Source organism: Photorhabdus sp. P32, assembly GCF_038085095.1.
Lineage (GTDB): Bacteria > Pseudomonadota > Gammaproteobacteria > Enterobacterales > Enterobacteriaceae > Photorhabdus > Photorhabdus luminescens.
Window position 1 is genome coordinate 1 of sequence record NZ_JAZGJN010000156.1, and the last position, 4,983, is coordinate 4,983.

Annotated in this window: 7 protein-coding genes; 3 read left to right on the forward strand and 4 right to left on the reverse strand. The window is 35.4% G+C overall.

Going from position 1 to position 4,983, the window contains the following annotated elements; translation table 11 throughout:
* The 3 genes from V2H77_RS01180 to V2H77_RS01190 all read left to right on the forward strand — a co-directional run.
* Positions 1–431, forward strand: a 431-nt coding sequence (locus tag V2H77_RS01180; RefSeq protein WP_341497335.1) for a tail fiber protein, incomplete at its 5' end; no start/stop codon positions are given.
* Positions 431–1,057: a tail fiber assembly protein gene (locus V2H77_RS01185; protein WP_341497336.1), complete on the forward strand. Its 627-nt coding sequence runs from the start codon at positions 431–433 to the stop codon at positions 1,055–1,057. The genes V2H77_RS01180 and V2H77_RS01185, both read left to right, overlap by 1 nt.
* Positions 1,058–1,450: 393 nt before the next feature.
* Positions 1,451–2,584: a glycosyltransferase gene (locus V2H77_RS01190; RefSeq protein WP_341497337.1), complete on the forward strand. Its 1,134-nt coding sequence runs from the start codon at positions 1,451–1,453 to the stop codon at positions 2,582–2,584.
* Positions 2,585–2,888: 304 nt separating this feature from the next.
* Here the strand turns inward: V2H77_RS01190 and V2H77_RS01195 are convergent, their stop codons facing one another.
* The 4 genes from V2H77_RS01195 to V2H77_RS01210 form a co-directional block, all read right to left on the reverse strand.
* A complete protein-coding gene (locus V2H77_RS01195) occupies positions 2,889–3,452 on the reverse strand; it encodes an O-antigen ligase family protein (RefSeq protein ID WP_341497338.1) in 564 nt (187 codons plus the stop codon).
* A 394-nt stretch (positions 3,453–3,846) separates the two neighbouring features.
* Complete coding sequence (locus tag V2H77_RS23525) at positions 3,847–4,014, reverse strand: hypothetical protein (RefSeq protein ID WP_445935441.1); 168 nt, start codon at positions 4,012–4,014, stop codon at positions 3,847–3,849.
* Positions 4,011–4,433 carry a tail fiber assembly protein gene (locus V2H77_RS01205; RefSeq protein WP_341497339.1) on the reverse strand — a complete coding sequence of 141 codons (423 nt, stop codon included), beginning with the start codon at positions 4,431–4,433 and terminating at the stop codon, positions 4,011–4,013. The genes V2H77_RS23525 and V2H77_RS01205 overlap by 4 nt, the downstream gene beginning before the upstream one ends.
* A gap of 2 nt (positions 4,434–4,435) precedes the next feature.
* On the reverse strand, positions 4,436–4,983 hold a 548-nt coding region (locus tag V2H77_RS01210; protein WP_445935442.1), incomplete at its 5' end, for a gp53-like domain-containing protein.

The following is a 4,983-nucleotide window of genomic DNA, read 5'->3' on the forward strand; positions in this document are numbered from 1 at the left end:
ATTGGCTTGATGAAGTTAGCCACTTAATTGATGTTGCTAATAACATCCCAGTTGGTGCCCCCATCCCGTGGCCGCAACCAAATCCTCCATCAGGTTATCTTACGTGTAACGGCCAATCATTTAATAAATCCACCTATCCAAAATTAGCTGTCGCCTATCCTAGTGGCAGGTTACCCGATTTACGCGGTGAATTTATCCGTGGTTGGGATGATGGGCGTGGAGTGGATCATGGTCGTGGGGTTTTGTCATGGCAAGCTGACGAGTTTAAATCCCATAGCCATACTTTGAATGGAGATGATGCAGGTTCATCAGGTAACCGAGTTGGCAGAGGTAATAGAAACCCGCGTAGTTTAGGCCCAACTAACGAAACAGGCGGAAGTGAAACCCGCCCACGCAATGTCGCATTTAACTACATAGTGAGAGCAGCATAATGAATACACAAAAATATTCTTTAGAACCGGAAGCAGCAATATTAGGTAAAAATGGATTGGCAGAAAAAGCAGGCTGGCTGACAATCTACCATGCAGCACCTAACTCAAGGGAGTTTATCGGTGCGACACCAGAATATCTGATGAAGGGGGTAGGTATACCGGCGAGTTCCTACACAGATGCGCCAATACTGCCCAAATCTGACTCTATGGCAGTCAGACGTACAGCAGATGGAGAACTCTGGGAAATTGTTCCCGATTACCGTGGAAAAACAGCTTACAACACCCAAACTCGTTTACCGCAAGAAATTACTGAGCTGGGTGAATTGCCTGAAGCTCTGACATTCAAACAGCCTGCTACTCATTTTGATCGATGGGATGGTTCAAAGTGGGTGACTGACAAAGCAGCAATAAAGGGCAGCGAGATTGAGCAGGCAGAACAACTACGCGATACTCTGTGCACGCAATCTAATGAAACCATTACATTACTTCAATATGCCGTTGATACTGAATTGGCTTCGGAAGAGGAACAGGCACTGTTACTTGAATGGAAAAAATATCTGGTATTGCTGAACCATGTTGATACTTCACTGGCTCCTGATATTGAATGGCCAGAAATACCAAAATAAATTACCTCTTTTGGTAAAACATTTCCTATGAGTGATATGTTGGATTTGACAAATTCATCAGATCACTCAGATAAAATTGTATCCCCAAAAATGACCTATTGTTTTAAGGGATTCTTTAGTAAACAAGGTCGTAGAACTATTTAGCATTGATCCGATAGAAAGAGAACTTAGTCCACGCAATGGCGTATGCCTTGCCAATAGTATTGGACATGTTTTTAATAAAATTATAGGATATCTCATTTGCTATTCCAATGTTCTTTAACAACTACAAATTCTGAGTCAATCTTTATTTAGTGCTATAAGTGCGATATCAATTATAATAGTATTGTTCAAATATATATTAGATGCAATAATCATAAATTATCAATGTCCACCAAAGGGGGAAGTATTATTATGAAAAACATTATATTTATAGCTCCAGAGTTTCACTCCATTCCCCCTACCTATTCATCTGCTGTTGAATGGTGGATTTATAATGTAGCAAAGGAATCAAATATCAAAAACATGATAATTTGTAAAGGTGAGCGTAATGAAAATAAAACAGAGATAATAAATAAAAACTCCATTATATATAGAATCAGAATTAGCCGTGTCTATAAAAGAATATTTAAAAAATGGACAAGATTAGATCCATTTCCTTATAGCAAAAGAATCGCCTTAAAAATTCATCAGATAAACAAAGAAAATGACTCGATATTAATAGTTCATAATTCCATTACATTATATAACAAAATAAAAAAATTCTATCCAGAAGAATTAATGATTCTTCACATGCATAATAAAAAAAACACAGAACACCTTGATTACAGGACAAAGTTGATTACACCAAGTATTTTTTTAGCTGATTTCTTTAAAAAAGAAACTCCAGATATTAATGTAAAAGTAGTTCCTAATGGTATTAGCAAAGATATGTATAATTCTAATCAGCACTGGAACAGAGAAAAATTTAATTTACAAGATAAAGATATTGTTATTCTCTATGCAGGAAGATTAGATAAAGGTAAAGGTGTTATTGAATTAATGGAATCAGTAGCTATCCTGAAAAATACAATAAAAAATATAAAATTACTTATTGTGGGAGATTATAAAACTAAGAAAAGAGGAAGACTTGAAGATTATAGAAAAAAAGTTATTGAGCAAGCTAATAAGATGAGTTCATACTGTATTCTTGCGGGAAATATTCCTCCTAATGATATGCATAAAATCTACCCATTAGCCAACTTAACAGTAGTTCCATCATTAACAGATGAAGCTTTCTGTATGGTCGCTTTAGAATCAATGGCTAGTGGCACTCCTGTCCTTGTAAGCCCCAGAGGTGGAATAAAAGAATTTGTCATACATAATGAAACGGGGTTTCATTTGAAAGAGCCCCTATCCATTGAAAGTATTTCTTTAGACATCAGTGAAACTCTGAATAATCAAAATGTAAAAGCTATTGCTGAAAAAGCAAAATTAACTGCACTGAATAATTATGATTGGAAAAACATAAGTAATAAACTTATCGATGTTTTAAACGAATGGTTCTAGAATAAAGCCGTCAATCAAGACGGCTACCATTATTGGCTATAACTGACATCAAAAATCCCAGATAAACACCTAATATGTTCAAATGAACACTTTCAAAGTTACCTCTAACGATAAAGTATCCAACAAAAGAAGCCATTAACATAATTGAAATTTGCTTTGTATATTTATTTCTACTTAAAATTAGTGTGGTTGACTCTTTTATATATATGAATATAAGATACAGGAAGGATAAAAATCCAATAATTCCCGATGAAAACCAAACTGTAAGATATATATTATGAGGCCCTAGTGAACTCTTAAATATTCATTCCTGATGATTGATAACATTATCATTGTATATGGAATTGTATATTTCATTCCCTGCCCAATATCCTAAAATAGGATTTTTTAATATTAATGTCAAAGCAGAACCTTGAGTCCCATTTTCATATCTATGGCTACTGTCAAGTTGTTCCATTTTTGTTAACAGAATAGATTCATTACTATTTTTGTGTAATTTAACTACAGAAAAAACGGCAACTCCGGTAATTAATGTAATTATAAAAAGTTTCCAGTCTCTGTTTATTAATAAGATAAGTATATACATGGAAAAAACAGCGAGCCAGGCACCTCTGGAAAGGGTTCCTAGTAAGACAAACAATACTAAGGTAGATAACGAAATTATACCAAGTAAACTAGAATAGTTATTTTTATTAACAAGGTACCAAGTAGATAGCAAAACAGGAAAGAAAAATACAATCCCATCTGAAACGCTTCTATGGTTAAAGTTAGAAAACGGTAGTATATTGTTTCTATAATCGATAAAATATAAGTAAATTTCTTTTAAAGTTATCAGAGATAACCCTATAAAGAAACTATATAAAAACATTTTTTTATTTTTAGGCTATTCTCATTATATAATAAAATTAATATTAAAGTGGCAACAAAAAATACATCTCTAAAAAATGGGGTTTTGACTTCACTAAAGCTAATTGCAGGGCTTTTAGATATAAAAATAGAATAAATGACAGTAAGGAAGAAAATTAATAGTGCAAAAAACACTCTGTTTTTTACTGCGTGCAGGTATATTCTTGGGGATTTACATAGATAAAAAATCGATGTAATTGCCATCAATATAAGAAAAAGACTTTTATATCTAGTTACGTCAGTTAGATAGATAAGAGAAACATAACCACCAACTAAGAAAGTATTCCACGATATATTTTTCTTTACAAACTCGATAGTCATTAGCAATACCAAAATGTGATTTATCAATGTTATTATTATAATACATAACTCAATAACATCGCCACCGATACTGAGAAATCTGCATTAACCAAATGGCGTAAATACAGGGTGCTACTTAATCGGGTTGATTGCTCTACTGCTCCCGATATTGAATAGCCGGAGGTACCGAAGTAAGAATAGGGGCATGATGCCCCTGATTTCATGCTGGCTTTTCAGGCCAGTTGATGTCTGGTGCTAATGTGACATCAATACGGTTCAGTGATATTTGGTATTTTTTCCAAGCTACTAACTGCGCTTTTTCCTCATCATTCGCCATATTTAGATCCATCGCATCTTGTAATGGTGCGATTTGGTTTGTTGCTTCAGCTATTAATTGCTGCTTTTGAGATTTAGCCTGTTGCTGCAATTCTTCTTTCGTAGGTTGAGGAATATTTGCCCATTCTGGTAAACCATTTTTACCCGCTATTCGGTATTTACCCTCTGGAGGAATATTGCTGGCAAACTCAATGAAAACAGCCTCATTGACTTTCACTGCATCACTTGGAAATGAACCGGCATTGGTATAGTCTTGTTTCCATTCGACCGGATAAAATGCGTTAGTTGTTGCACTGTAGTAATACATGATTAGAATCCTATCGCAAACCAGAAGGAACCGAGCTGATCTTTTCCTATTTCAGCCTCAAATTTATCAAATGAATAAACTGTTGAATAATTATCTGATGGGATACTAGAAGCACGCACAGAAACATGCATATTTATGCATTGATTTGGGAACGGTACAGGAAAAGTAATCTTTATTTTTCCCCATCCAGCAACATCATTACGCCCCCACTGATAGATTAATCCTGTATCCCCACATTTCCACCAACCATTTGTAGATTTTAAGGCTGTATTTTTGCTGCCATATCGAACATCGGATTCAGACTTTGTGTATGACTGTCCAACTGGAGCATAATTTCCCTTGAGTTGAAACCGCCTATCACAGTCACCTGTGGTATAAGCACCGAGTTCCCCCGGTGACGGTTTGTTTACAGCGCTATAGACACGAATACTGGGGTATTCATACACACCTCTACCGGAAATAGACCCGGTGGCATCCACATTCCCATTTACAACACCCCCTGATTTTGGGTAGGCACTTTTTGCCAATTCCACGGTTTCCACTAAACCAA

What these genes read in the sequence shown, in the direction of transcription:
- V2H77_RS01185 (WP_341497336.1), top strand. Translation starts at nt 431, where the DNA reads ATGAATACACAAAAATATTCTTTAGAACCGGAAGCAGCAATATTAGGT.
- V2H77_RS01190 (WP_341497337.1), top strand. Translation starts at nt 1,451, where the DNA reads ATGAAAAACATTATATTTATAGCTCCAGAGTTTCACTCCATTCCCCCT.
- V2H77_RS01195 (WP_341497338.1), bottom strand. Translation starts at nt 3,452, where the DNA reads ATGTTTTTATATAGTTTCTTTATAGGGTTATCTCTGATAACTTTAAAA.
- V2H77_RS23525 (WP_445935441.1), bottom strand. Translation starts at nt 4,014, where the DNA reads ATGAAATCAGGGGCATCATGCCCCTATTCTTACTTCGGTACCTCCGGC.
- V2H77_RS01205 (WP_341497339.1), bottom strand. Translation starts at nt 4,433, where the DNA reads ATGTATTACTACAGTGCAACAACTAACGCATTTTATCCGGTCGAATGG.